The sequence below is a fragment of the Brevibacterium samyangense genome (assembly GCF_039529845.1).
Classification (GTDB): Bacteria; Actinomycetota; Actinomycetes; order Actinomycetales; family Brevibacteriaceae; genus Brevibacterium; species Brevibacterium samyangense.
In genome coordinates this window covers 151,042-174,084 of sequence record NZ_BAAANO010000004.1, presented here as the reverse complement: position 1 = coordinate 174,084, position 23,043 = coordinate 151,042, and the positions used below count along the sequence as shown (strand labels likewise).

General features: G+C 69.6%; 15 protein-coding genes, 1 tRNA gene and 1 pseudogene. 8 read left to right on the top strand and 9 right to left on the bottom strand.

From position 1 onward, the window contains the following. The first annotated feature begins 144 nt into the window (after positions 1-144). Entirely contained in the window at positions 145-798 is a 654-nt protein-coding gene (locus tag ABD172_RS02060) for a YoaK family protein (RefSeq protein WP_344306491.1), read from the top strand. 108 nt (positions 799-906) lie between these two features. Here ABD172_RS02060 and treZ read toward each other — a convergent pair whose 3' ends face one another. The 5 genes and pseudogenes from treZ to ABD172_RS02035 all read right to left on the bottom strand — a co-directional run bounded on the left by treZ (position 907) and on the right by ABD172_RS02035 (position 11,318). Continuing rightward, entirely contained in the window at positions 907-3,129 is a 2,223-nt protein-coding gene (gene treZ / locus ABD172_RS02055) for a malto-oligosyltrehalose trehalohydrolase (RefSeq protein WP_344306490.1), read from the bottom strand. A gap of 1 nt (position 3,130) precedes the next feature. Beyond that, a complete protein-coding gene (locus tag ABD172_RS02050; protein ID WP_344306489.1) occupies positions 3,131-6,193 on the bottom strand; it encodes an alpha-amylase family glycosyl hydrolase in 3,063 nt (1,020 codons plus the stop codon). Positions 6,194-6,609: 416 nt separating this feature from the next. Then, a pseudogene (gene glgX / locus ABD172_RS02045) lies at positions 6,610-8,754 on the bottom strand (glycogen debranching protein GlgX); the annotation flags it as partial. A gap of 155 nt (positions 8,755-8,909) precedes the next feature. Next, a complete protein-coding gene (locus ABD172_RS02040; protein WP_344306485.1) occupies positions 8,910-10,043 on the bottom strand; it encodes a C45 family autoproteolytic acyltransferase/hydrolase in 1,134 nt (377 codons plus the stop codon). A gap of 186 nt (positions 10,044-10,229) precedes the next feature. Beyond that, positions 10,230-11,318, bottom strand: a complete 1,089-nt coding sequence (locus ABD172_RS02035) for an MBL fold metallo-hydrolase (protein WP_344306483.1) — start codon at positions 11,316-11,318, stop codon at positions 10,230-10,232. 377 nt (positions 11,319-11,695) lie between these two features. On the opposite strand from ABD172_RS02035, the gene ABD172_RS02030 reads away from it, so the two are divergent. The 3 genes from ABD172_RS02030 (at position 11,696) to ABD172_RS02020 (ending at position 15,202) form a co-directional block, all read left to right on the top strand. Next, entirely contained in the window at positions 11,696-12,376 is a 681-nt protein-coding gene (locus ABD172_RS02030) for a PepSY domain-containing protein (RefSeq protein WP_344306482.1), read from the top strand. A gap of 178 nt (positions 12,377-12,554) precedes the next feature. Beyond that, positions 12,555-13,529, top strand: a complete 975-nt coding sequence (locus ABD172_RS02025; RefSeq protein ID WP_344306480.1) for a TIGR03885 family FMN-dependent LLM class oxidoreductase — start codon at positions 12,555-12,557, stop codon at positions 13,527-13,529. Beyond that, positions 13,526-15,202 carry an alpha-amylase family protein gene (locus ABD172_RS02020; RefSeq protein ID WP_344306478.1) on the top strand — a complete coding sequence of 559 codons (1,677 nt, stop codon included), beginning with the start codon at positions 13,526-13,528 and terminating at the stop codon, positions 15,200-15,202. Before ABD172_RS02025 ends, ABD172_RS02020 begins: the two co-directional genes overlap by 4 nt. A gap of 96 nt (positions 15,203-15,298) precedes the next feature. On the opposite strand, the gene ABD172_RS02015 is transcribed toward ABD172_RS02020, so the two are convergent. After that, complete coding sequence (locus ABD172_RS02015) at positions 15,299-16,858, bottom strand: NAD-dependent epimerase/dehydratase family protein (protein WP_344306476.1); 1,560 nt, start codon at positions 16,856-16,858, stop codon at positions 15,299-15,301. 201 nt (positions 16,859-17,059) lie between these two features. On the opposite strand from ABD172_RS02015, the gene trxA reads away from it, so the two are divergent. The 3 genes from trxA (at position 17,060) to ABD172_RS02000 (ending at position 18,699) form a co-directional block, all read left to right on the top strand. Beyond that, the gene (gene trxA / locus ABD172_RS02010; RefSeq protein WP_486303311.1) at positions 17,060-17,467 is read left to right on the top strand and encodes a thioredoxin; all 408 of its coding nucleotides are present in this window, start codon (positions 17,060-17,062) and stop codon (positions 17,465-17,467) included. A 168-nt stretch (positions 17,468-17,635) separates the two neighbouring features. Then, a complete protein-coding gene (gene cmtR / locus ABD172_RS02005; RefSeq protein ID WP_344306473.1) occupies positions 17,636-17,995 on the top strand; it encodes a Cd(II)/Pb(II)-sensing metalloregulatory transcriptional regulator CmtR in 360 nt (119 codons plus the stop codon). Next, entirely contained in the window at positions 17,992-18,699 is a 708-nt protein-coding gene (locus tag ABD172_RS02000; protein ID WP_344306472.1) for a cation efflux transmembrane domain-containing protein, read from the top strand. The genes cmtR and ABD172_RS02000 overlap by 4 nt, the downstream gene beginning before the upstream one ends. 981 nt (positions 18,700-19,680) lie before the next feature. Here the strand turns inward: ABD172_RS02000 and ABD172_RS01995 are convergent. The 3 genes from ABD172_RS01995 to ABD172_RS01985 form a co-directional block, all read right to left on the bottom strand. Then, a tRNA-Ser gene (locus ABD172_RS01995) sits at positions 19,681-19,768 on the bottom strand. A 184-nt stretch (positions 19,769-19,952) separates the two neighbouring features. Next, complete coding sequence (locus ABD172_RS01990) at positions 19,953-21,476, bottom strand: amidase (RefSeq protein ID WP_344306471.1); 1,524 nt, start codon at positions 21,474-21,476, stop codon at positions 19,953-19,955. Between the two features lie 42 nt (positions 21,477-21,518). Further along, on the bottom strand, positions 21,519-21,908 hold the full coding sequence (locus ABD172_RS01985) for a VanZ family protein (protein WP_344306469.1): 390 nt from the start codon (positions 21,906-21,908) through the stop codon (positions 21,519-21,521). A gap of 97 nt (positions 21,909-22,005) precedes the next feature. Here ABD172_RS01985 and ABD172_RS01980 point away from each other — a divergent pair, with 97 nt between their 5' ends. Then, positions 22,006-22,908 carry an HTD2 family dehydratase gene (locus ABD172_RS01980; RefSeq protein ID WP_344306467.1) on the top strand — a complete coding sequence of 301 codons (903 nt, stop codon included), beginning with the start codon at positions 22,006-22,008 and terminating at the stop codon, positions 22,906-22,908. Positions 22,909-23,043 lie beyond the last annotated feature (135 nt).

Below are 23,043 nucleotides of genomic sequence, written 5' to 3'. Positions count from 1 at the left end.
GGGTGCCCGCACCGGGGTGTATACACCTTGTCTATCCTGGCAGGAATCGTACTCGGAAGCGGTCACCTCCACGTGAACTCCCTGCTGAGGCGAGGCGCAGTGCCCGATCGCGGCGCTGTGAGCAGAATCGGATTGAGGAGCACAATGACGTCGACCCATCCCCACCTTCCCGCCATGGCCGTCCTCACGCTCGGGACCGGAGCGCTCGACGCCGCGACGTACCTCGGGCTCGAGCACGTGTTCGGCGCGAACATGACGGGGAACCTCGTGCTGCTCGGGATCTCCGCGGGCACATGGTCGACCGCGCATTTCTTCGGCCCGCTGTGCGCGCTCGTCGGTTTCGTCGCCGGTGCGGCACTCGGTGGTGCGATGGACATCCGTGCGTTCTCCCGGCCCCGGTTCATCACCGCGGCATTCGCGCTCTCGTTCCTGCTCCTCGGTGCCGCCACCGCGGTCGTGGTACTCACACCGCTCACGACGACGGTGATCTGGGTGGTGACGCTGCTCGTCGGCGTGGCGATGGGCATGCAATCGGTGCTCGCCCGCGCGGTCGGGGTCAAGGACGTGACGACCGTCGTCGTGACCTCGACGATCTCCGTGTTGTTCTCCGATCACCGGGCGTGGCGGACGGCCGAGGGGCGGGCTCTCATGGCGAACCGGATCGCGGCGGTCCTCACGATGGGTGTGGGCGCCGCGATCGGTGCGCTCCTGCTCCAGGTGCACCTCGCGGTGGCGATGGCCTTCGCCCTCGTCGCGATGGCGGTGAGCTACGGTCTGGTGCTCGCCCGCAAGGGGTGAGGGACGCCGCCCGACCTCCGGCAGGGGTTTGCTTCGTGCGGGAGGAATTGAACCGCTGCCGGAAAGGCGCAGTGCGGGAACGGTTCCCGTTCGAGGAGTGCGACCCGGTCAGCGGTGCAGGGGGAGGACGTTCGTGCCGTTCTCGGACTCAACACCCGAGGCGGTCGTTCCCGGCACTTCATTGCCCGGCCCTCCCGGGGTGAGTTCGTAGACGAGAGCACCGAGCGGGGGCAGGACCGCCTGTGCGTTCGGCAGGAGCTCGGCGAAGTCCGCGAATTCGGTGGGCGCGTCGTCCTCGACCTCGTCGAATCCGCCGTCGGTGCGGACCGTGTCTGCATTGCCGGATTCACCGATCCCCTCGTCGCCGAGCGCGGAGGTCACGGGGGACATGTCTCCTCCCACCGTCATCGCCTCGGCACCCACCCCGGCAGGAGCGGGCGCCGGGCCGATCCCCGCGAAGGCGTGCGGTTCGAGAAGGACGGTGATGGTCGCGGTGACATCGGCCGGGGCGAGGAAGACGTGCGCGGGACGATCCGTGAGGTTGACCGCGACGCCGAGCGTGCCGTGGAGCGTGTACGCGAGCCAGCCACCCTCCGTCCCGCGACCGACCGCGATGTCACCGAACTCGAGGTCCCGGAACTCCGGGCGTACGGCACGCAACCGGCCGAGTTCGCGGTAGAGCGCGAGGACCGCGGTGTGCGTGCCGGGCACTTCGGCACCGGCGTCCCCCTCACCGGCCTCGGCCCAGTCGAGTTTGGAGCGCTCGAACGTCTCCGGGTCCTGCGGGTCCGGGACGAGCGCCGGGTCCCACCCGTGTCGTGAGAACTCCTCGGTGCGGCCGGTGCGGATCGCCTCCTGCAACCAGTCCTCGCGGTGGTCCGTGAAGAACTGCCAGGGCGTCGAAGCCGCGAACTCCTCGCCCATCCACAGCATCGGCGTCGTGGGCGCCAACAGCGTGAGGGTCGCTGCGAGGGCGAGGCGCCGGGGATCGAGGGACTGGGACAGACGGTCTCCTGCCGCCCGGTTCCCCACCTGGTCGTGGTTCTGACTGCACACGACGAGCTGGTACGGACGCACGCGGTCCTCCGGGATCGGCCGGCCGTGCGACCGTCCCCGGAACGAGGAGAACGTGCCGTCGTGGAAGAACCCGCGCGCCGTCGACTTCGCGAGCGCACCGGGCGCGGCGAAGTCCGCGTAGTACCCGCTCGTCTCCCCGGTGAGGGCGACGTGGAGCGCGTGGTGGAAGTCGTCGCTCCACTGCGCGGTGAGACCGTATCCGCCGTCGGCCCGGAGGGACACGAGGCGTGGATCGTTCGCGTCCGATTCCGCGATGAGATGCGTCGGATATCCGCGCACCGCGGTGACGACGTCCATCCGGAGGCGCATGTCCTCGAGGATGTGGAGCGCCCGGGAGTCGACGAAGGCATGGACCGCGTCGAGGCGGAACCCGTCGACGCCGTAGTCGAGCGCGAACATCTCGAGGTTGTCGAGGACGAAGTCGCGCACTTCGTCGGAGTCCGGGCCGTCGAGGTTGACGCTCTCTCCCCAGGGGTTGCTCGCCGCCTCGTGGAGGTACGGTCCGAACAGCGGCAGGTAGTTCCCGGAGGGGCCGAGGTGGTTGTACACGACGTCCTGGAGCACCCCGAGGCCGAGGTCGTGCGCCGCGTCGACGAACCGCCGGTACCCCTCGGGCCCGCCGTAGCTCTCCTGGATCGCGAACCAGTTCACCCCGTCGTAGCCCCAGCCGTACAGGCCACCGATGGTGTTGACGGGCAGGAGCTCGACCCAGCCCACCCCGAGTGAGGCCACGTGCGGCAGCTTCGCGATCGCCGCGTCGAACGTGCCCTCGGGTGTGAAGGTCCCGATGTGCATCTCGTACACCGGCGAGGCGTCCCACGACCGTCCCGACCACTCCCACTCGTAGCGGAACCAGCCGTCCTCACCTCCCGTGCCGTCCGTGAAGGTGTGTTCGTCCGTGCCCTCGGTCAACGCGAAGGGGGACGGGCTCAGCGTCATGACCGAGGGGCCGTGCGGTCCGTAGGGCTGCCGCAGCGACCGGGGGTCGGGAAGGAGTTCGGGCGCGTCGTCGAGGAGGTACCCGTACTCGACGGTGCGGGTGGGGCGGTCGAGCGCCGGGGCACTCACGTGCCACCACCCGTCGGAGCCGCGCCGCGCCTCGGAGATGCGGAACCCGAGCCCCGCGAGTTCGGATTCCTGCAGCGGCGCCTCGCGGTAGTGCTCGCGGACGAAATCGACGCCGTACGCGGTGTCGACGGGCCGCCAGGCCACGCGGACCCGGGACGGCCGGGGTGCCCATACGGCGAAGGTCATGTCAGTCGATCCTCTCGAGGACGGCGACGGGCAGATCGGACAGGAGCTCACGGAGGTGCAGCCGGGTTCCTCTGTACTCGCGACCGGTGAGAACGTCCCGCCAGCGCACGTCCGGATCCTCGTCCACGGGTTCGGCGCCGCGTGCACCGGAAGCCGCAGGATTGTCCACCGAACCGCTCGGTCCGAGGAACTGCTCCGGGGAGAACGAGTCGGTGGAGTACCCGTCCCCGACGAGCGAATCCGTGAGCGGATCCGCGAGCGGGTCGGTCTCCGCGAGCACCCGCGCGAGGTGCGCCTCCTCGTCGAGTTCCCGCAGCGATCCCGGCGGCACGACGACCACGGTGTCCTGCCAACCACCACGCGCAGTGAGCCCGATCGGCAGGCGGGTCCCGATGAGGAGTACGGTCCCGCCGAAGAGGAAGGACACGCAGTGCTCCCAGGCGCTGCCGTGTGCGCCGACCGGTTCGGGCACGGGCGCGAGGTACCGGTCCTCGGGGACGAACACGTCGCGGTGCTCTGCGCGCAGGTGCAGGAGCCGGGTGACGAGCCGGAGCTTCGCCCGGTCGGGGTCCGTGGCCGGATCCGGGACCTCTCCGTTCGAAGCGTCCGCCGAGGCGCCACCGACGCCGTGCTGCGGGTCGCCGATTCCGCAGCTCACCTCCGCGAGCGCCGCCTTCCGCGCCACCCAGTCCACCGGCCGGCGGTTGTCCGGGTCGACGAGCGAGCGGTCGGTGAACTCGGTGCCCTGGTAGACATCCGGCACACCGGGTGCGAGGAGGTGCAGTGCCTTCGCCACGAGGCCGTTCGAGACCCCCGCCTCCCGGATGCGGGCGTCGAGTTCCTCGAGGTGCCCGCGCAGCTCCGGGTCGGTGCTCACGGCGTCCACCGCGCGCACGAGGCTCTCCTCGAACTCCGTGTTCTGTTCCGTCCACGTCGTGTGGAGACCGTTCTCCCGCGCAGCCTTGAGCGCGTAGTCGCGCAGGCGCTCCGGGGATGCCGGCCAGGCGCCCACGACCGCCTGCCAGAGAAGGATGTCGAAGCTCGCGTCCGCGGTGATCGCGCCCCGGGCCCGTTCGAGGCTCTCGTTGCGTCCGAGCGCACGGGCACCGCTGACCTCGACGTCCGGGGCCTCCGGCACGTACCGGATCGGAACGGCGCTGCGCACCCGAGCGAGGAACGCGGTGAACGCACGGGGCACCTCGGCGAGGGCGAGGATCCGGGCGCGGGTGTCCTCACTGCGCTTGGTGTCGTGCGTGGTGAGCGAGTTGAGCGTGAACGAAGTGCCGGTGGCCCGCCGCTCGAACTCCTGGGCGAGCGCGGCCGGCGCGAGGGGTTCGGCGGGACGCCCACCGACCTCGGCGAGGGCTGTGAGTGCGGCGTACCGGTAGAACGCGGTGTCCTCGACGCCCTTCGCGGTGACCGCCCCGGTCGTCTGCGTGAACCGGCGGAACACCGGGTGGCCGGGGGTCGTGAGGACGGCGCCGAGGTACGCGAGTGCCCGATCGGAGACGATCGAGGACCGGGCCGTCGAGCGCACGTGCGCGATGGCCCGGAGCACGATCCGACCGTCGTGGGACAGTGGTTCGGTCGGGGAAATGTCGATGGGCCCCGTGTCCGTGCTGATGACCTCCCGCGTGCCGGTCGCTCCCGTGCGGGGCTGGTCCCCGAGGAGCGAGAGCGCGTGGAGCCGGTCGGTGGGTCCGGGTGCGTACACCCGGTACACGGGCAGGGACGCGCAGATCGTGCCGAAGACGTCCGCGAGGTGGTCCTCGTCCACGCCCGCGAGCGGGTCCTCCCCGATGACCTCGCGGGTGTGCGCGTCCACGTGTGCCCACCCGATCTGCTTGATCTCCCGGGCGAGGCGGAGCATCTCCCCGGAGAGCGGGCCGAAGGCGAAGTGCGTCTTCGCGGACTGCTCGATCTGGTGGAACAACCCCGTGACCGAGGTGGGATGGCGGGTGAGGTGACGCGCGGACTCCGCGAGGTCGGCGCCGGCGAGGTCACCGTCCTCCGTGAGTTCGCCCCCGGCCACGAGGTGCTGGCGGAGGGCCTCGAACGCGAAGAACCCGGTCCGGTCGGCGAGCGCACCGTCGATGAAGGGCACGATCTCGTACCCCGTCGTACCCGAGGCGCCCACCCGCAGCCACGACTCCGGCACGCTCTCCCGTTCGCCGCGGGCTCCGATCGAGAGGATCTTCTCCGCGACGATGTAGCCCCCGGTCCGCCGCGCGAGCCGGGCCAGGTAGTCACGGGGGTGTGCGAGCCCGTCGATGTGATCGATCCGCAGCCCGTCGACGAGCCCCTCGCGGAACCACGCGAGCACTTCCGTGTGTGTCTCCTCGAACACCCTGGGGTCCTCGACGCGGACCCCGGCGAGCGTCTTGATGGAGAAGAACCGGCGGTAGTTGAGGCTGCGGTCCTCCTCCTTCCAGTGCACGAGCCGGTAGTTCTGGACCGCGTGCGCCTCCTGAGGGCTCATCCCCTCGTGCGTACTGCCGGGGGCGAGGGGGAACACGTGGTCGTAGTACGCGAGAACCCGATTTCCCTCGTGGGTGCGGAACTCGAGCTTCTCCAGGTCGTCCGGTGTTCCGAGGACCGCCTGCACGACCTTGCCGGAGGCCGCGGGCACCCATCCGTCGGCGGGACGGTACGGGGGCGTGTCGTCGGCACCGGCGGCCCAGTCGATGTCGAACCAGTGCGCGAACCGGCTCGCCTCCCCATACATGAGGACGTCCCACCAGTACGGGTTCGCGTGCGGGGTCGCGATGCCCATGTGGTTCGGCACGATGTCGACGAGGACGCCCATGCCGGCGTCGTGCGCCGCGGTGCTGAGGGCCTCGAGGCCGTCGCGGCCGCCGCGGGCCTCGTCGATGCGGGTGGGATCGACGACGTCGTACCCGTGCGTCGAACCGGGTTCCGCTGCGAGCACCGGCGACAGGTACACCCAGTCGACGCCGAGGTCCCGCAGATACGGCACGAGCGCGGCGGCGTCGTGCAGCGTGAAGTCCGCCGTGAGCTGCAGCCGGTACGTGGAGGCGGGAACAGGTGCGGGCCGCCGGGTCACGGTGCGCCCTCGGAGTCGTCGTCCCCGGAGTCATCGGACCCGGAATCGTCGGGACCCGCATCCTCGTCCCCGTGGTCGTCCTCGCCGTCCTCCGCGGCCGAGGCGCCCGTCCCCGCGGGCCGGTCCGTCGCCTCGGGTGCGTTCGCGTCCTCCTCCGCCGGATCGTCCGCCGGTGCGGCGCCGCCCTCGGTCGCAGGCGCGTCCTGCTCCTCGGGTGAGGTGGTGTCCTCGGGGGCGGGCGCCTCGGCGGNNNCGGCATCCTCGCGGGCGTCGCCACCGGCGGTTCCTCCGGTGCCGGCGGCGCCCTCCGCCTCGGCAGGCCTGGCGGCGTTCACCGCGAGGTCCGCCGAGGTGCGCATGCCGGTCACCCACGGGGCCTTCACGGTCGCGGCGCTCTGCCGCCGGAAGCGCTCCTCGAGGGAGGCAGCGGGAGTGTGCTGCTGGGCCTCGTCCTGCTCGTTCTCGATGAGGATGAGCATCGCCTTGCCCTTGAGCGACACCGTCGCTCCCGCCGGGTAGACCTCGGACTCGGAGAAGTCCCCGGCGGTGTCGAGGACCGGCCGCCAGGCCTCCGCGTAGTCGGCGTTCGGCAGGACGAAGTCGACCGCGTTCATGTCCGCGTTGAAGTAGACGAGGAAGTCGGAGTCCGTGATCGCGCGGCCGCGCTTGTCCTGGCCCTGGATCCCGCGGCCGTTGAGGTACACGCCGAGCGCCTTCGCGAAGTACGTGTTCCAGTCCTGAACGATCATCTCGTCGCCGTCGGTGTTGAGCCACACGAGGTCCGGGAGCGGCTGGTCGACGTCGGATCGGACGACCTGACCCTTGAAGAACCGGGACCGGCGGAACGTCGGGTGCTTCTGGCGGAGGTGGAAGACCCGGGACGTGAACTCGGCGAGCGGTTCGTCGCCGTGTTCCCAGTCGATCCACGCGAGTTCGGAGTCCTGGCAGTACGCATTGTTGTTGCCCTGCTGCGTGCGGCCGAGCTCGTCCCCGTGGCTGATCATCGGGACGCCCTGGCTGAGCGCAAGAGTCGCGATGAAGTTCCGCTGCTGCCGCGCACGCAGTTCGAGGATCTCCGGGTCGTCGGTCGGGCCCTCCGTGCCGTGGTTCCACGAGCGGTTGTGGCTCTCGCCGTCGCGGTTGTCCTCCCCGTTCGCGAGGTTGTGCTTCTCGTTGTAGGACACGAGGTCGTGGAGCGTGAAACCGTCGTGCGCCGTCACGAAGTTCACCGAGGCGAAGGGGCGCCGGCCCGAGTTCGCGTAGAGGTCTGCGGAACCGGAGATGCGCGAGGCGAAGTCGCCGAGGGTCGAGGGCTCACCGCGCCAGAAGTCCCGGACGACGTCGCGGTACTTGCCGTTCCACTCCGACCACAACGGTGGGAAGCCGCCCACCTGGTACCCGCCGGGGCCGATGTCCCAGGGCTCCGCGATGAGCTTCACCTGGCTCACGATCGGGTCCTGCTGGATGAGTTCGAAGAAGGTCGAGAGGCGGTCGACGTCGTAGAACTCGCGGGCGAGGGCCGCCGCGAGGTCGAAGCGGAAGCCGTCGACGTGCATCTCCGTCACCCAGTAGCGGAGGGAGTCCATGAGCAACTGGAGGGAGTGGGGCATGCGGACGTTGAGCGTGTTGCCGGTGCCCGTGTAGTCCATGTAGTGCTGCGGGTCCTCGTCGACGAGGCGGTAGTAGTGCGCGTTGTCGATGCCCCGGAAGGAGATCGTCGGGCCGAGGTGGTTGCCCTCGGCGGTGTGGTTGTAGACGACGTCGAGGATGACCTCGATGTCCTGTGCGTGCAGTGCCCGCACCATCTCCTTGAACTCCTGCACCTGCTGACCGCGCTGACCGGCGGCGGAGTACTCGTTGTGCGGTGCGAGGAACCCGATGGTGTTGTAGCCCCAGTAGTTCCGCAGTCCCTCGTCCTGGAGCCGTTGGTCCTGGACGAACTGGTGGACGGGCATGAGCTCGAGCGCCGTGACGCCGAGGCGCTTGAGGTGGCTGATGACCGCCGGATGGGCGACACCGGCGTAGGTGCCGCGCAGTTCCTGCGGCACGTCCGGGTGCAGTTCCGTGAGGCCCTTGACGTGTGCCTCGTAGATGACGGACTGGTAGTACGGGTGGTTCGGGTGCTGGTCACCGCGCCAGTCGAAGTACGGGTTCACGACGACACCGAGCATCATCGAATCCGCGGAGTCCGATTCGTCGTACCCGGCACCTCCGCCGCCGAGGGGGTACGAGAACATCGGCTGACCCCACGTGATCTGGCCGGACACGGCCTTCGCATAGGGGTCGAGGAGGAGCTTGTGCGGATTGCAGCGCACGCCGTTGTGGGGTTCGTAGGGACCGTGGACGCGGTAGCCGTAGAGCTGGCCGGGTTCGATGGTGGGGAGGTAGCAGTGCCAGACGAAGGCGTCGTTCTCCGTCATCGCGATGCGGTCCTCGTTGCCCCACTGGTCGAAGAGGCAGAGCTCGACCTCCGTGGCCGGTTCGGAGAAGATCGCGAAATTCGTCCCCGTGCCGTCGTACGTGGCGCCGAGGGGATAGGGAGTGCCTGGCCAGACCTGCATGGGAGCTCCTTCGTCGCGCGCGGGGGTTCTCCGTGACCGCTGTCACTGTGCAGAACACTACTAAAGACCACGGACACCGCCACGGCCGCCGGGTGAACGCGGTGTGGCGGTGTCCGGGGCGGTACGGAGTGCGCCTCCTCGGTGCCGGCTGCGGCTCAGGCGAAGGAGAACTCCGTCGTCGCCACGTGCGGGACGTCCTTCGGGTTCCCGGGGGACATGCGGGCGACCTTCGCCGCCGGATCGAACTGCACCGTCACGAGGGTGCCGGTGCGCTCGCCGAAGGGCTTGGCCGGATCGATGACGCAGCAGACCGGCGCCTCGTCCCCGCTCGTGGACATGAGGGGGAGGAAGTCGGCGGTGCCGGCGGGCGCCTCGGCGGTGGAGACCCGTTCCTGCAGGAGCGCGTAGCGTGCCTGCGAGGTGCTGCCGACGGGCTTGAGCTCGAGGGCGCCGTCCATCATCTCGTCGCCGATGAAGTGGTTCGTGTGCACACCCCAGCCGTCGATCTCGATGACCTGCTTGTGCTGGGGGCCGATCTCGATCATGACGATCCGGTCCGCGCCCGTGACCGTGATGACGGAGGACGAGGTGGTCTCCGCCGAGAGCACGAGGTCGATGGCCTCCTGCACGGATCCGGCGCGCGCGAGGACGCCCGCGAGGATCGAGTGGACGGGAACGCCCCCGGCGTGGTCCGCCGCGTTCTTGAGGATGTTGAGGTGCACAGCCACGCCCGCGTCGTTCATGCCGATCTTGCCGAGCATGCCGTACTCGGCGAAGCCGGCGTAGGAGCGGCGGCCCTCGGTGCCCTCGACCGAGTGGTAGTGCCAGACGTCGGCGAACTCGACGTGCCAGTCCCAGGTCTGCACCGAGTACGCGGTACCGGCGGCTGCGTCACGGTTTGCGAGGGTCGAGCACTCGTGCGGTTCGACGTCGGCGAGGGTGAGGATCTCGGTGCGTCCGTTCACGAGGCCCACCTGCCACAGCTCGAGCCCGGCACCGGCCGCCACACCCTCGAGCTCGCGGTACTGGGACTCGTCCCACGCCCGGAGCGCCTCGAGGGACTGCTGTGCACCGCGTTCCTGGGCCGCGGTGTCGATGCCCTTCGCGGTGAAGAGTGCGGAGTACGCCTCGAAGGTGCGGGCGATGCCCTCGGCCGCCTGCTCGCCGCGATTGCGACCCCGGGCGGTGGCATCGGGACCGGTGATCGTGAAGTTCTCGGGGGAGACGGAGGCGGGGTCGACGATGTTCGAGGAATCGAACCGGGCGGGGATGTGGGTATCGAGTGACATGTCGCACAGTGTACGACCCGAGATCCGGGGCGGATCGGTGAGAACACCCAGTGCGCCCGGGCGGCCCCGGCCCGGAACGTCAACGGTTTCCCCCACGGCGACCGAATGGGTTGCCGATCCGCGGAACGGCAACCGTTTCGGTCGTCCTCGGTGAAACCGTTGTCGGGCTGGGCCGGTTGCCGCGGCTCAGGCGATCCGGGCGCCCTCCGCGCCGCCGTTCGTCCCCGCGCCCTGTGCACCGACCGGCAGGCCGAGGTAATGCATGTGGGCCGCCGTCTCCGCGAGGGCGGCGAACAGGTTGAAGTCGGAGAGCTGGTCGAACCCGCGCGACCAGTGGAGCCCCTGCGCGATCGAGTACACCGAGTGGTCGTCGGTCGACTCCCACGTGTCCTCGATCTCCTTGAGACGCTCGGCGTGGTGCGCCTTGAGTTCCGCGGTGCGGTCGTGGAGGCCGGAGAACCGGAATCCGTGCGCCGGCAGGACGAGCACCTCGGGGGAGAGGTGGTCCATGCGGTCGAGGGACGACAGGTAGTCGCCCAGGCTCTTCGTGATCCGCGGTGCGTCGAGGCCGATGTTCGGGGTGATCGTCGGCAGGACGTGGTCGCCGGAGACGAAGGCGGAGGCGTCGGGCACCCGGAACGCGGAGTGTCCGTAGGTGTGGCCCGGCGTCCACATCGAGAGGACCTCGCGGCCATTCACCGGCAGGGTCTCGCCCTCCCCGAGGACGACGAGCCGGTCCGGTAGTTGCACCTGCGCGAACGAGGAGCGTCGATTCGGTGCGCCGGCGGCCCGGGGCGGGGACATGACCTCGTGGCGACGGTCGTCGGGGACCCCGTACTCGGTGGCGACGTCCACTCCCTCCTGCGTGCCGGTGCGGAACTGTGTGCGTCCGCTGCGGAAGCCCTCGAGGGTGTCCAGGTCGTGGGCGTGCATCGCGAGCCACATGTCCGGGTTCTCCCGGAGCAGGTACGGGACGAGTCCGATGTGGTCGCGGTGGTAGTGCGTGATGGCGACCCCGCGGATGTCGGCGATCGTGAACCCGATGCCGACCAGACCGTCCGTGAGGGCCTGCATCTGTTCCGGCCCGTCCCAACCGGGATCGATGAGGACGACGCCGGTGTCCTCCGCGATCGCGTAGCAGTAGGTGTAGACGAGCGGGTTGTCCGGGATGGGGACCGGGATCGCCCACATCCCCTCGGCCACCTGCTCGACCGGGGGGAGGGCCCGGTCCTTCCACGCCGTGCGTTGTGCCTCGCTCAGGGACTCGATCGCCATTGATCGCACCTTCTTCTCTCGTCGTCTCGCCGGTGCCGCGGATGACCGGTTCGGCATGCGCGGCATGCTTTCTCTCGGCACTGAACGCTCGTTCGGTCCGTGCAGTCATGCCCACCTTAACCCTCGCCCGTGCGTTCCGAGCCGCATGGTCGTCCGTTCCCTGTGTTGAGCAGTGAGACGCGGGCCGCTCACCGCTCTCATTCCCGCCTCATCCCTCTCATCTGCGCATCACACTGGAGTCGCACACTGAAGACATCAACACAGGGGACGCGGTCCACGGGTGGACCCGAACCCACAGGGAGGCCGGACACGGACACGATTCCCGCACGGCCGGACCGGAGTCCATCCGATCCGGCAGGGAGAAGGCAAGGGGCATCATGAAGCGACACAGCATCGCACTCTGGGCGGCAGTTCTCGGCATCAGCGCCCTGCTCGCCGGCTGCCAGGGCGGCACCGTGGAGCCTGCACAGACCGATCCCGCGGCCCAGGCCCCCGCGGCCGAGGCGCCCTCCGAGGAAGCGCCGGGCGGTACCTCGGCAGGTGGGTCCGCTGCTCCGACCGGCGACGACAACGCCGACGACGAACAGCCGGCGGCTCCTGCCGCACAGTCGGCGGCGGCACCGCAGGCGTCGTCCGCCGGCAGCCTCGATGCGGCGAAGGCCGCGATCGCGACCGCCGAGAAGCAGCACGGTGGCACCGCGGTGTCGATCGACCTCGACGACGACAACACCCGCTGGGAGATCGAGACGGTCGAGGGCGACGGTGAATGGAAGTACACGATCAGCACGGACGGTGCGACCGTGCACTCCCGTGAACGCGACCACGACGACGATGACGACGACCGCCGTGCGGCCCAGGAGGCGTCGATCTCGCTCACACAGGCACTCGAGAAGGCGCATGCGAACACCGCGGGCACCATCGACGGCGGCGAGCTCGACAAGGACTTCCGCCGGTCCGCGTACGACGTCACCATCCGCTCAGGCAGCGAGGAGCGCGAGTTCGAGGTCGACGCGAGGACAGGGGATCTGCGCCTCGACGAGGTCGACCACGACGACTGACCGTTCGTCCACCCGAGAGCGCCCGCCCGGATCCGTCCGGGCAGGCGCTCGCCCTTCCACCGACCGTTCGACCGGCGGTTCCGTCGTACCCGGTTCCGGAGCCCTCCGGCACGATCCCCCTGGCAGGCCGCTCCAGGCCCTCCTGCAGTGGGCGTCACGACCACCGTCGGGAGGCTCCGTGACTGTCATCGGTTTCCCCGTGTCCCACGAACAGCTCGCCCCGGATGCGGCACTCGACGCCCTCCGTGCCGCGGAGAGCGCCGGATTCGCGGCCGCCCTGTGCTCCGATCACGCGAATCCGTGGTCCCGGGCCCAGGGGCACTCGGGTGCCGCCTGGCCGTGGCTCGGCGCCGCACTCGCCACCACCGGACTGCGGATCGGCGTGGTGACCTCACCCGGAGGTCGCTACCACCCGGCGGTCCTCGCGCAGCAGGCCGCCACCCTCGGGCAGATGTTCCCCGCGCGGTTCTGGATGGCACCGGGCACCGGGGAGTACCTCAACGAGAGCATCACCGGCGAACCCTGGCCCCGGCCGGAGATCCGCGGCAGACGGCTCGTCGAGAGCGTCGACGTCATCCGTCGTCTGTTCGCGGGCGAATGCGTCACCCATGACGGGCTCGTCACGGTGGTCGACGCCGAGGTGTGGGACCGGCCGAGCGAGCCCGTGCCGCTCCTCGCCCCCGTCGTCGGGGTGTCGAGCGCGGAGCGTGCGGCACAGTGGGCCGACGGCCTGCTCACCCTCAATCAGCCGGTCGAGGTCCTCCGGGACCTCCTCGCCGCGTACCGCGAATCCGGTGGCCGCGGCCCGGCATGCCTGCAGGTGCACCTGAGCTGGGCGGAGACCGAGGGGCACGCGGAGGCGATCGCGCTCGACCAGTGGAGGAACAACGTCGTCTCCCCGCCGGTGACCTGGGACCTCGCGACCGTCGACCACTTCGAGGCACTCGGTCCGCGCACGACGGCGGACCAGGTGCGCGAATCCGTGCGGGTCTCCGCGGACCTCTCCCGCCACCGCGACTGGATCCTCGAGTACGCGGAACTCGGGTTCGACGAGATCTATCTCCACCACGTGGGGCAGGACCAGAGCGCGTTCGTCGAGACGTTCGGGAACCGGGTCCTTCCCGACCTGCGGGACGAGGAGGTGACGCGATGAACGCGCTCCCGGTGAACGACGTCGACGAATGGTGGAAGGACGCGGTCGTGTACTGCGTCGACGTCGAGAGCTACCTCGACACCGACGCGAACGGGACCGGGGACCTCTCGGGGCTCATCGACCGGATCGACCACCTCGCGGAGCTCGGGATCGACTGCCTGTGGCTCATGCCGTTCCACCCGACCCCCGGTCGGGACGACGGGTACGACATCACCGGCTTCTACGGGGTCGACCACCGACTGGGGAGCCTCGGCGATTTCGCGCAGCTCGTCCGCACGGCCCACCGGCGCGGCATCAAGGTCGTCATCGATCTCGTCGTCAACCACACCTCGATCGACCACCCGTGGTTCCAGGAGGCCCGGTCCTCGGTCGACAACCCCTTCCGGGACTACTACGTCTGGCGCGAGGACGAACCCCCGGACACCTCGGAGATGGTGGTCTTCCACGACGAGGAGAAGGGGATCTGGAGCCGGGACGAGATCACCGGGCACTGGTACCTCCATCGCTTCTACCGGCACCAACCCGATCTCAACCTGTCGCATCCCCGGGTGCGCGAGGAGATCGCGAAGATCGTGGGGTTCTGGGTACAGCTCGGGGTCGACGGTTTCCGGGTCGACGCGGTGCCCCAGCTGCTCACGGTGGGGTTGCGGGACGAGATCGAGAACGAACGGGGTTTCGTCGACCCGCACGGGTTCCTCCGGAGGCTCCGGACGTTCATGAACCGCCGGACCGGGGACGCGATCCTGCTCGGTGAGGTGAACCTGCCCTACGAGGAACAGCGCACCCTGTTCGGCACCGACGGGGAGGGCGAACTCACGCTCGTCTTCGACTTCGTCGCGATGCAGAACATGTACCTGTCGCTCGCCCGCCAGGACGCCACCGCATTCGCCCGCGCCCTGCGCGGAAGGCCCGAGATCCCCGAGTCCGCGGCCTGGGCGACCTTCGTCCGCAACCACGACGAACTCACCCTCGACCAGCTCACGGAGGAGGAACGCGAGGAGGTCTTCGCCGCATTCGGACCCCGGGAGGAGATGCAGGTCTACGGGCGAGGACTCAAACGCAGGCTGCCGCCGATGCTCGACGGTGATCCCGACCGCATCCGCATGGTCTACTCGCTGCTCTTCTCCCTCCCGGGCACACCCACGCTCTTCTACGGCGAGGAGATCGGTATGGGCGAGGATCTCGGGGCCGAGGGGAGGGCGGCCGTGCGGACCCCGATGCAGTGGACCGCGGGTCCGAACGCAGGATTCTCGCCGGTCGCACCGGATGACCTCACGAGCCCGGTCGTGTCCGGCGAGTACGGGCCCGCGCACGTGAACGTCGAGGCGCAGCGGCGCAACCCCGATTCGCTGTGGTCGTTCTTCGTCCGCCTGGTGCGGAGGTACAGGGAGGTCCCCGAACTCGCCCGGGGTGACCTCCGGGTCCTCGACGTCGGTGACCCCCGCGTTCTCGTGCACGTGTGCGAATGGCGGGGGACATCGACGGTGGCCGTGCACAACCTCGGCCCGGCGCCGGTCACACTCGAGGTCCCGGTTCCCGGCGAACGGGTGAACGGCGCGGCGCTCGTCGACGTCCTCGCTCCCGACAGCGAACACCGCATCGACGTGGGGCCCGAGGGCACCGCGGAGATCCGGGTCGGACGCTTCGGGTACCACTGGTTCCGCGTCCTCTGATCCGCCTCCTCCGACCCGTCGTCCGATCGTCGGTCCGGAGATCTCGTCGAGGCGCCCGCACCGGAGTGTTCCGCCGACGGATCGCGCTCGCGCCCCTCAGGTGCGGAAGACCCGAGCGCGGGCGTACGCGTGCACGTCACCGAGGATCCGCTTCTGCTCCCGGGCGTCCTCGAGCAGCCCGTCGAACACCTCGGGCGCGACCCCGAGTTCGGCGGCGTGTTCTCGCATCGTGAGCCAGCCGTGCTCCTTGCCGGTCACGGCCATGAGCATGAACTCGGTCTCGAGCAGGAGCGACGAGGGCGAACGTTTCCCCGGTGGGCGGCCGTAGGGCTTGAACCGGGCGAGTTTCTCCCCGACCCGTGCAAGTGGTGCGGAGACCCCCGGCGCGAGGAAGCCCTGCCGTTCGGTGAGCGCGGTGAGGAACGCATGTTCCTGTCGGATCGCTTCGGCGACGGTGGAGAGGTCGGCGAACACGGGGGTGTCCGCGCACTCCTCCGCCATCGCCGTGATCCGGTCCATCCCACCGGTCGCGCCGAGGATGTGGTCGGACAGGTACTGCCGCAGGAGGGTCGCATCGACCGTTTCCGGGACGACGTGGTCCTCCGGCGGGAGGGCCGTCGGGTCGGCGGGTGCTCCCGTGCGGGGGCGCATCGGGGTCGACGAGGCGCCCCGCCCCTCGGCCATCCCGTCGAGGAGGATCCGCAGGGCGTCCGAACCGCTCACGCGGGCCTCCCACCCGAGTTCCCGCTTCGCCCGGCCGGTGTCGAGGAGCGGGGCACCCATCGCCATGTCGAGCCATCCGGCGTCCATGGGCAGGACGCGAGCCCGGTGCGCGGCCGTGAGGAACGGGCGGATCGCAGCGGGCGGCAGGGGCACCGTCCTGCCGGTGCCGACGATGCCGGCGATCGCCTCGGCGTCGAGGACCTCGTCCGAGCAGATGTTGAAGGGGCCGCGGGCACCCCGGACGATCGCCTCCGCGTAGGCCCGGGCGACGTCGTCGGCGTGGGCGACCTGGGTGCGCACACCCGCCGGGAGGGGGACGAAGGGCGGGCGGACACGGTCGAGGAGCTGGACGGGGACCCAGGTTCCGGCGAAGTAGCGTTGGATCTCCGCGCCGGCGTCCTCCTGGAAGATGAGGCCGGGCCGCAGCCAGGAGAGGGCGACCTCCGGGTGCGTCGCGGCGAACTCCGACAGCAGCCGTTCCTGGGCCGCCTTGTCGACGCTGTAGTGGGAGGAGCGGACTCCCTCGACCGGCCAGCTCTCATCACGGGGTTCGTCGTCGTCCACGGGGGAGTACGCGCCGATCGACGAGGCCACGCAGATCCGTTCGACTCCCGCCTCCGCGGCTGCGGCGAGCACGCGTGCGGTGCCGTCGACGTTCACACGGCGCAGGAGGTCGCGTTTGCTGTTCGGTTGGATGAGCCACGCGAGGTGCACGACGGCGTCGACCCCGGTGAAGGCGTCGACGAGTGTCTCCGTGGACTCCTCGCGTCCGATGTCGACCGTCCGCCACGATGCCGCGGCGTACGGGTCCGCGTCGGTGTCGGGGAGGCGCCGCGCGAGGCCGAGGACCGCGTCGACCTCCTCACGACGGCCGAGTTCGCGCAGGACCGCGGTTCCGACGTTCCCGGTGGCTCCGACGACGGCGACACGCATGGTGGGCTCCTTCTGTTCGGTGTGCGGTGGGGTGTGGCGGGAGAGTCCTCCAAGCGGACCACGATTCCCGAGGGCCCACAAGGGCCCAACCCTGGGTCTTCCCTCCGATCGCCGTGTACATCGCGTCCGAGGATTCAGCCACGGGCGGATATTCGACCCGAGAGGTGTTGTCGGGACGCCGGTGACCGGTACCGTCGAGGAATGGCTACTCTCGAGATCACCAAGGAATCGCTCGCGTCCACGATCGACGACAACGACATCGTCCTCCTCGACTTCTGGGCCGACTGGTGCGGCCCGTGCAAGAACTTCGCTCCCGTGTTCGAGGCAGCCTCCGAGGCCGAACCGGACATCGTCTTCGGCAAGATCGACACCGAGGACCAGCAGGAACTCGCCGCCGGCTTCCGCATCACCTCGATCCCGACCCTCATGGCGTTCCGTGAGGGCGTGCTCGTCTTCTCGCAGGCCGGCGCGCTGCCCGGTCCCGTGCTCGACGACCTCATCTCGCAGGTGAAGGGCCTCGACATGGAAGAGGTCCACGCGAAGGTCGCCGAAGCGCAGAAGGCTCAGGCGGCTCAGGCTGCAGCCGAGGGCGCTCAGCCCGAGGCCTGACCGCTCTCGTTCGCGGGTGCGCCTATCGGCGCACACCGCTCACGACGCCGAGGCGCGCCGCTCACCTCCCCGAGGTGCGGGGCGCCTCGGCGTGTGTGGGGCGGCGGGGCAGCGTCGTGCCCTGCCGAGGACGTCGACACGGGTCAGTGCTCGCTGTATGGTCATTGCATGCTGACCATTGCTACCCGTCTCGAGGTGATGAACCGGATCGGCCGCGCGATGGCGGATCCGACCCGGTCCCGCATCCTTCTGCGACTCGTCGAAGGCGCGGGATACCCCGCCGAACTCGCCCGTGAACTCGACCTCACCCGCACGAATGTCTCCAACCATCTCGCGTGCCTGCGCGATTGCGGGATCGTCGTCGCCGAACCCGAGGGACGGCGCACACGGTACGAGATCGCCGATCCGCACCTGGCCGCGGCGCTGGCCTCCCTCGTCGACGTCGTTCTCGCCGTCGACGAAGCGGCGGAGTGCAACGTCAGCGGCTGCCCGGTGCCCGGCTGCTGCGAACCGGAGGAGGCGCCGTGACCGTCACTCCGACGGAGGCGGCCCGCGCGCCTCTCACCGAGGGCCGGGCGGCCGTGCTCCGGAAGCGGATCCGCATCGTCGTCGCCCTCACGATCGCGTGGAACGTCGTCGAAGCGATCGTGGCTCTCGTCGCCGGTGGCAGGGCCTCCTCGGCGGCGCTCATCGGTTTCGGACTCGACTCGATCGTCGAGGTGCTCTCGGCGGCAGCCGTCGCGTGGCAGTTCGCGGTACCGGACCCGGCGAAACGCGAGCGGACCGCACTCCGCGTCATCGCGGTGGCGTTCTTCGCACTGGCCGCGTACGTGAGCATCGACGCCGTCCTGTCACTGGTGGGTGCCCGTGAAGCCGGGCACTCCACCACGGGTATCGTGCTCGCGGCACTCAGCCTCGTCGTCATGCCGTTCCTCAGTTGGTTCGAGCGCCGGACCGGTCGTGAACTCGGATCGGCGTCGGCCGTGGCGGACTCCAAGCAGACCCTCATCTGCACCTATCTGTCCGCCGCCGTGCTCGTGGGACTCGTCGTCCACCTCCTGTTCGGCTGGGCCTGGGCGGACTCCCTCGCCGCGCTCGTCATCGCTGTCTTCGCGGTGCGCGAGGGGATCGAGGCGTGGAAGGGCGACGCCTGCTGTGCGACGCCGGTGGGAGTGCTCACCGGAGAGCGGACCGGCCCCGCCTGCGCGTGCGGCGACGACTGCTGCCGCTGAGCACCTTCGGTGTGCGGCGCCGCTCACCTCCCGGGCGGCGCCTCGGCGTTCGTGCCGGTGGGAACGCCTCCGTGCAACGGGATCTCCCGGTGCGGCACTTCGTGCTGCACCGGGGCCGTCGTGCGACACAAAATGCCGCAGGGGTCGATCCCGTTGAAGTGACTCCCGCGCGAGGAGGAAAAGAGGGTTCAAGGCCGAAATGTGTGTACGGGACAGGCCTCTAGCCCAGTAGCTCGTAGGGCAAAACCTTCGTGAACATGCCCTGTGAGCATGTTCGGTGCCAGATCCTCGGAATCAGCTCCGCCATGATGTCCGTGCCGCCGCGCCGGAAGCAGCCCCTCGCACCGCCGGAACTGCCGTGGTTCCGACGTGGTACACGCCGAACCCGACCGTGCACCACGGCAGCGGCGTCGACTGCTCGACGCTGCTTCGACCACCTCAGGTCGCAATCGGGTGCGGATGCCGTTGGTCGGATCGCGATCGAGGGTGGGGTTTCCGCGAGATCGCGCAGCCGATCGCGATCCGAACCGCTCAGTCGCAGCCGATCGCGATCAGAACCGCGCAGCCGCAGCCGATCGGGATCCGAACTGCAGAGCCGCAGTCGCAGCCGATCGGGATCTCGATCTCGATGCATGGCCCGGCTCATGCAGGGGCGAGGATTCCGAAGACAGGCCGGACCGGGCTGCCCCGCGCACTATCCCGTAATTATGTGTGCGATCCGGCACGATCCAGCCGCCTGAAACCGTGCCGAAGTGCGCAGCTGATTCCGGAATCGTGCGAAAGTGCGCAGCTGATTCCCTCCACCGACACTCACATGGGGGGACGAGGAGGAATTCGGTCGGGAGGACGGTCACGGGAGCCGGCAAGGCCGGGGCGGACGACGACGGTGACACCACGGGCTGTACACACGTTTTGAGCATTCACCCGGAAAAGACGAAGTCCCGAGACATCGAGGGAACGATGTCTCGGGACTTCACACTGCGGTGACTGTGGGATTTGAACCCACGGTTGGGGGTTACCCAACAATGGTTTTCAAGACCATCGCGTTCGGCCGCTCCGCCAAGTCACCATGTTGCGGGGTCGAGTATCCCACAGCGGGCGGAGCGGGCTCCAATTCGCGAGGGTACGGCGTTGCTGGTCAACGGATTTCCCGAGATCCATCGATTCCGTTTGCGTCCCGTGAAACGGAAACCGATTCGATGGGTCGATCTCGAAACCGTTGGAATTGCAGGGGCGGCTGCCCCAGCAGACCCTCACCCCAGCGAGGGGTGCTTCCGGTGGAAGTCCGTCACTTGCTGGAACGCATGACCGGCGGCGAGGAGCAGCTGTTCGGACCAGGGCCCGCCGACGAACTGCACACCGAGTGGGGTACCGCCGTCGGTCCAGCCGGCGGGAAGGGTGAGTGACGGCAGGTTCGCGTTGTCGATCGGGGCGACGGGTAGTGAACGCAGGCGCGAGTCCGCCGGGTCCGCGGTGGCCGCGTCGATCTCGGCCCATGTCGGAGACGCCTCGCCCACCCCGGGCAGCAGCAGGATGTCGATGCCGGCGAAGAGCGCGTGCATGCGCCCCGTGAAGGCGCGGCGGCGTTCCATCGCGGCCTGGTACTCGACGGCCGTCGCTCGCAGCCCGTCCTCGATCCGGCCCGTGAGCACGGACGCGTACTCGTCCTTCCGCGCCGGATACGTGTCCCTGTGCGCGTGGGCGACCTCGACGCCGACGAGCAGCGGCCAGTCGGCGTTCGCGCTCACGAAGTCCGGAAGTTCGACGTCGACGACGTTCCAGCCGAGGCCCCGGGCAACCGCGGCGGTGTTCGCGACGACCGCGCGTGTCGCCTCGTCGAAGTACCCCATGAGCGCCGGGGCGACGCCGACCGTCGGGACTCGGTCGAGAACGAGCTCCTCGTACGCGGGTACCGGACGCGGTTCGACGGTCGGATCATTCACATCGGGGCCGGCGATGACGGACAGCACGATCGCCGCGTCACGGGCGCTGCGGCACATCGGCCCGATGTGGTCGAGCGAGGGCGCGAGGTCGAAGGCCCCGTACCGACTCACGAGACCCCAGGTCGGCTTGAGCCCGGTCACCGCGTTCTGGGCCGAGGGAGTACGGATGGATCCGCCGGTGTCCGTGCCGAGCGTCGCGAACGCGAGGCCCGCAGCCGCCGCCACGCCCGAACCGCTCGAGGAGACGCCCGTCCACGTGTCGGCGTCCCACGGGTTCACGGGGGTGAGGAGATCGGGGTGGTGCTGCGACAGCGCCCCCTCCGTCATCGTGAGTTTCCCGAGGATCACCGCACCGGCCGCACGCAGGCGGGCGACGACGGTTGCGTCGAACTCCGGGCGGAAGTCCTTGTACACCGTCATTCCGGCGCCGGTCGGGGCATCGACCGTGAAGAAGAGGTCCTTCACCGCGATCGGCACACCGTGGAGTGCTCCGCGGTACCCGCCGCGTGCGATCTCCTGGTCGGCCCGGTCGGCCGCTGCGAGTGCGGACTCGCGCATCACCGTGGTGTAGGACCTCAGCTGCGGGTCGAGCCGGTCGATGCGGGCGAGCATCGCTTCCGTGAGGGCACGGGACGTCGTACGGCCCGAGCGCAGGAGCTCGGCGACCTCTCCGAGCTCGAGGTACGCGAAATCGGCCGGGAGGCCCGCTGCGTCGACGGCGTGGGCTGCGGACTCGAGGGCGGTCGGCCCGGTGCGCGGCGCCTCGGTGGTGGCGGGGGTTGCGGTGGAGCCGGGCGCTGTCGGTTCGGGGGATTCGGGAAGGACGGTGCTCACGGGGATCTCCTCGGGGGAATCGGGGGAGGGGGTGCTCCGACTCTATCGAGCCGGCGGTTCCGTCGGTGTTTCCGGCTCGGCCGCCCCCCTGCGCTCCCGAGGCGCCACCCACCGCACGAGCACCAGTGCGGCGACCAGCCCCACGAGGTCCGCACACCAGTCGAGCGGGTCGCCCGATCGCCGCGGGACGAGGAAGTCCTGGAGGAGTTCGCTCACGACGCCGTACCCGGCCATGACCGGGAGGACGAGCCGCGCCCGGAACCCCAGGGCGAGAAGCGGCAGCGCCATGCCGAGGAAGATCCCGAAGTGCGCCACTTTGTCCGACCCCGGTGGCAGGGTGCTCCCGCCCTCGGAACCCGGGGTGTAGAGGCCCCACAGGTGAACGAGGAACACGAGGGTGAGGACGGCCCACCAGAAGAATCGACGTCGCATGATTCCCCTAATGTAGTGACGGCGCACACTGCGCCACCGATTGGGCCCCCGGTCCCCATGAACCCCCACGACGACGTGACACGAAGGAGACGCCCGTATGACCGAGGCGACCGCACCCATCGATATCGACCACCTGAGGCAGTGGGTCGGCAGATCGATCGAGACCACCGACGTGGCGACCGCGTCGAAGTCCGCCGGGTTGCGGGCGACGCTCGACCACACGGAGGACCCGTGGGGCGGCGTGTACTTCCCGCTCGGTCACTGGGTGCTGTTCAACCCCGACGCCGCGCAGTCGGAACTCGCCGTCGACGGTCATCCGCACAAGGGTGGATTCCTCCCGCCGGTCCCGCTGCCGCGACGCATGTGGGCGGGTTCGTCCGTCACCTTCCACGCACCGATCCCGGTCGGCTCCGAGGTGCGCGAGGTCCAGACGATCAAGGACGTGAAGCACAAGTCCGGACGCAGTGGCGAACTCGTGTTCCTCACGGTCGACCACGAGGTGTTCGTCGGTGACACGCTCGCCGTCACCGACGTCCAGACGATCGTGTACCGCGAGGCCGCGGAGAAGACCCGGGCGACCGAGCAGTCGGCGGCCGAACGTGCGGCCTTCGAGCCCGCGGATACGAGCGGGTGGGACTACTCCTACGTCGTCCGCCCGGACGAACCCCTGCTCCTGCGGTACTCCGCACTCACCTTCAACGCGCACCGGATCCACTACGACCGCGACTACTGCCTCGAGGAGGAGGGCTACCCGGGCCTCGTCGTCCACGGCCCGCTCTCGGCGACCCTCATGGTGGAGGCGTTCATGCGGAACCACCCGGGCGTGCCGCTGAAGACCTTCTCGTTCTCTGCACGCACACCGATCTTCGACCACACACCGGTCGCGTACGTGGGGCGCGTGAAGAAGGACGAGTCCGGGGCGGAGGTCCCCGGCACCTACGAGGTCGGCGCCCTCGATCCCTCCGGAACCGTGTGCCTCACGGGCGAGATCACGGTCTGACGGGAGGAGTTCGGCCCGTTCCGGCGGCGGGCGGGGCAACGGAAACCCTGGCCGTCCGGATCGAACCGATCATCTTATGTCCGGATTGTAAAACCGCGGGAAACTGCCGTGCAGCCGTTCAGAATCGACATTGCG